The organism is Pelagimonas sp., assembly GCF_050633425.1.
GTDB lineage: Bacteria > Pseudomonadota > Alphaproteobacteria > Rhodobacterales > Rhodobacteraceae > Pelagimonas.
Genome location: NZ_JBOEGM010000066.1, coordinates 1 through 3774 on the forward strand (window position 1 = coordinate 1; position 3774 = coordinate 3774).

Consider the following 3774-nt stretch of genomic DNA (forward strand, 5'->3'; position numbering starts at 1 on the left):
TGTCGCTTTTGTTTCATGGCCGGACTCGCCCAAAATCAGCCCTCTCGTCCTCGAAATTTCCATTCCATCGGTGGACTGGGCTCTTGCTCAATCTCTGGACTCGTCTTGTGACGATGTCGATCGGGTCCTCTCCCTTGCTGATTGCTGCCCTGCGCCCGTAAGGTGCCCGCGGGATCGGCGCGGCACGTCTGAACAACCGCGCGGCCGCCTCAGGCATTGTCGCCATTGGAACCATCCGTTCTCCAAAGAGATCGCCAAGGATAACCAGCGTCAAGACACGCCATCGTACGGAAAGATGCTGGAGCGGGGCCGGCGCGCCTACGGCGGCTCGGGCCTCGAAAGGACAGTTCCATCCCTCTTGATCGAACCAAAGCGCCAAGACAGGACGCGCAGCACCCGCCCAATCAAGCGGTGCCCATAGCGCGCGTATTGTCCGCTCCAAGAGAGCCAGATGACCCTTATCACCATTGATGATCCGCTCGACCTGCCGCTGAAACGTTAGAGTGCCCTCTGTAAATGCCGTGTCTGCACGATCCGCCCGCGCCCCTCCCCTGCCTGTGAGAAGACAATCGCATTTGGCGCAGAACACCCGAAGCAGACCCGTGCGCAACCTGAACGAAGTCCGCAGGTGGGCACCACATTCAAGGCAGCGGTCCCGCAGCATCTCTTTGTGAACCGGGCAAACAACCCGTTCAACCAACCTCCAATCAGCCCGAATATAGGCGTCTCGCCCCACCGCGACATCCGCATCAAAGCAGGCAAAACATACGGATACACCTCCCCCTCTCGCACTCGAAATCCAATCGCGCGGCCGGTTGTGGTGCCTAAATTTCAATGAAAGGCGTTCGAGGCGCGCAGGATCGATCCTGCAGCCCCGCGCCCAAATCTTTAGTAGTTCCGGGTCAGGCGCTGTGTCATCAATCTGGCGTAGCAACGGTAGGTTATCCCTCTGCCCTGCCATATACGCCGTCATGTCACGCACCTCCAAACCAAAGCGTGTCGCAACCCGCGCCATCCAAGACGAGAGTAATTCGTCACGGAATGGACGAGGTGCGACGGGAGGCCGGATCACCGCCGTCATGCTGTTACCCGCGACTGCATGTTTTTTCGCGACTGGCGGCGACCAGCCTGTGTCATTGACACCAGAGGCAACACCAGATCGTCCCCGAAACTTTCGGCATCAAGCCTTTCCCGGCCTGAGAGGACCGCCGCCTCCGCCGCTGTCTCAATCAAACGAAATATGCGAGCCGTCACACCTGAGGTCAGCGTATGGATCCGCGCCCTTGTGTCGGCGCTGGTCAGATCGGATGGTTCGCGCAGCGGTAGGATATGTCCGAGACTCTTCAAAAGACCAGCAAAGACCGCATCGTTCTTCCAAGGCTTGAGGTGAAACGCCTCGAACCGCTCCGCCAGTTGCGCATCCGTCAACAGCGCTTGACGAGCAAGGTCCGTCCCGGCGCAAACCAATGGAACCCGCAGATCATTGGCCAGAAACCTTATGGCGTTGAGAAAAATCCGCTGTTGGCGGAACGTACCGGCCAGCATGCCGTTCACCTCGTCCAAAATGATCATCTTCGCTCCAACGGTGCGCAACAAAGAGCGGCAAACATCTTTCTCACGGGCCAATGTCCCTCCGGCCATTGCTGGCGCGCCCATACTGGCGAGCAATTCGCGGTAAAGATCCCGCTCAATCGGCTCGGATGGTACTTGTGCAACCACCACAGGGCGATGATCGACGCCGGTTACCTGACAGAACTTTGGCGGGTGATCGCGTTCAAACTTGCGCACGATCTTGGTCTTACCCATGCCTGTGTCGCCATAGATCAGCAGACAGGGCATCCGGTCGCGCGGCGGATAGGTAAGCAAGTTTTCAAGGCGTCCAAGCGCCAATCCCGCCTGATCGAAACCGATCCAGCGGTCAGCCCTGATCCAGGCAATACGCTCTTCGTCCGAAAGGGCAGCGAACCGTCGATAGTTCGGATCGAGATGTGCGAACTCCCCTGCCCCGCTCACGACCATTCCTCCACTTCGAACGTGGGCACATTGAGGATATCACCAGATTCTGCATGTTCAGGGTCGTTTTCTTCGATCGCGGCAGGTTCGACGCTAGCCAGTGCCCGATCTCGCCGTTCCGCAAATCGTCTGGCTTCCCGCGTTTTGCCTGATGCGGCATCAACCAAGGCCCGCTGCTCTTCGATCACTGCGAAAATGAGGTTTTCATCCTCAAGCGATCGACCCCGCTCGCGCAGAACTGTCTGCGCGCGGCGATGCTCCGCCAAAGTGATCGGAGGGTGCCGCAGATCGGCAAACCGCACAGGGTATCGCTGACCATCCGGGCCCCGCACGAACACGGTGGACAGGTCCCGTGGATCGTAGGACACACGCAACTGTCGCCCCCGCCTGCCAGCCCAAATACTCAGAACATCGTCCCAGTATCTTAGGCCGAACAGGTGGATACCATCGCGGCGCACCATACGTTCGACAGCAGGCAGAAAGTCGATCCGAAACCCTTCTGGATCATAGGGGTGTCGCAAGGCCGCATCGCGTCTCTGAACGGCCTCCTGCCAAGCCGCAATCGGTGGAATACCCAAGGATCGGTGCCGTTCAGCATGATAACGGGTGATTTCAAGAGCAAGCCAATGCTCCAGCTCTTCCAGCGTCATCGACGAATTTGCTACAGAGTCATAGTCACCACGGTCTTTGATGTTGCTAAAGGTCGACCCGGGCAGCAAATGTGCCGCCCCCATCATCGTTCCGATCATCCGCTCGATATGGCCACCGTAATGTGGTGATCCGATCGGTCGGTACTGCAGCGAAATCCCATGCTCCTCAGCGCCGCGCCGCATGGCCTTTGAGCGGAACTCCTTGGCGTTATCGACATGGATGGTCTCAGGTAGCCCTGCCGTCGGCCAGTTTGCATCAATGCCCAAACCGTCCAGCCAATCCAGTTTGGGCTGCACAAGATGTTGGACCGCCAAAGAAACCGACAAGGCGGATGGCGGTTCCAGCGTCAGATAAAACCCAGCAACCATACGGCTGGCAACGTCGATGGCCAGCGTCACCCAAGGCCTTTGCAGAGGCTTGCGGTGGGCACGGTCTACAACGATGACATCCACCAAAGTGTGATCGATCTGGACAACCTCAAAAGCCCGCTCAATCCGATAGGTTCCGGGGACAGGATGATAGCGGCTACGGGCAACCTTGGCCCCCTCGCGGGCAGACACTAACTCGGCAGGGTCTATCGCCGTCACACGGTCGCGTACCGCGGTCCAGCATGGAGCGCGCAAGCCTTGTTGAGCGCAACGCCTGCGCACCTCTTTATGCAATGCATTGATGCTCGGCTTCTGACGGGACTTGAAGAAGTCCTCAATTGCCTCTGAAATCACAACTTCGATCACTTCCGGCAGTCGCCGGCTGCCCGTTTGGGTCCCTGCCGTGCCTGTCAGGAGGGAACTTGTGATCGGGCGCGCCTTGTATGCTTTAATCAGATCGTAAAGACGGGATCGTTTGAGACCAAGTTCCCGGCAGGCCGAGAGGAATTCGCGGCGATCAGGTTTGGCCGTGCTCGCCAGCCTTCGTATCACTCCTTCACGCGCAACCGCCTGTTCCCATGCCGCATCATCTACGGCGTTGATGTCTGAGCGATCCACCATGGCCAAAACCCACAAAAAGGTATCTTATGTCCGATAATGAAACTATAATCCGGAAATGAAACAGAAACATGAATATAATAATATCAATGGGTTAGATTCCAGTGATGGAACAAGAACGACA

At 57.7% G+C, this 3774-nt stretch carries 3 protein-coding genes; all 3 read right to left on the reverse strand.

Annotation, left to right across the window (positions count from 1 at the left end):
- Nucleotides 1–13 precede the first annotated feature (13 nt).
- The 3 genes from ACRBB0_RS27195 to ACRBB0_RS27205 are packed head-to-tail and all read right to left on the reverse strand — an operon-like array spanning nt 14 to nt 3653.
- Complete coding sequence (locus ACRBB0_RS27195) at nt 14–1081, reverse strand: TniQ family protein (protein ID WP_431377609.1); 1068 nt, start codon at nt 1079–1081, stop codon at nt 14–16.
- Nucleotides 1078–2019, reverse strand: coding sequence for a TniB family NTP-binding protein (locus tag ACRBB0_RS27200; RefSeq protein WP_303704581.1), 942 nt, complete (start codon nt 2017–2019; stop codon nt 1078–1080). The genes ACRBB0_RS27195 and ACRBB0_RS27200 overlap by 4 nt, the downstream gene beginning before the upstream one ends.
- Nucleotides 2010–3653 carry a Mu transposase C-terminal domain-containing protein gene (locus ACRBB0_RS27205; RefSeq protein ID WP_350141042.1) on the reverse strand — a complete coding sequence of 548 codons (1644 nt, stop codon included), beginning with the start codon at nt 3651–3653 and terminating at the stop codon, nt 2010–2012. The genes ACRBB0_RS27200 and ACRBB0_RS27205 overlap by 10 nt, the downstream gene beginning before the upstream one ends.
- Nucleotides 3654–3774: the final 121 nt, after the last annotated feature.